Origin of the sequence: Paraburkholderia sp. SIMBA_027 (assembly GCF_046535315.1) — a bacterium.
GTDB lineage: Bacteria > Pseudomonadota > Gammaproteobacteria > Burkholderiales > Burkholderiaceae > Paraburkholderia > Paraburkholderia tropica.
On sequence record NZ_JAWRWY010001538.1, the window covers coordinates 1 to 238 of the forward strand.

1 pseudogene is annotated in these 238 nt (G+C 63.4%); it reads right to left on the minus strand.

Annotated features, from left to right (window positions below):
• Positions 1 to 238, minus strand: a pseudogene (locus SB764_RS44345) (tRNA 2-selenouridine(34) synthase MnmH); the annotation flags it as partial.

Below are 238 nucleotides of genomic sequence, written 5' to 3' on the forward strand. Positions count from 1 at the left end.
GGTGCAGGTCGACTGCACCACTGCGGGCCTGTTCCGCCAAGGCGTCCTGCAGGATCGCCTGTAGCCGTTGGAAGCGTTCACCGCCCAGGCGCTTGTGAATGTTGGCCAGGCTCTGGGTCAGGCGCTCGGCAAAGCGGGCCTGGCCGGTTTCGCCATGCACCTCGATGAATTCTGCGCAGAGTTCGACCACGTAATCACGCAGGATTCGCTCAACACGCCCCTCCACGCTGTCTTCGAG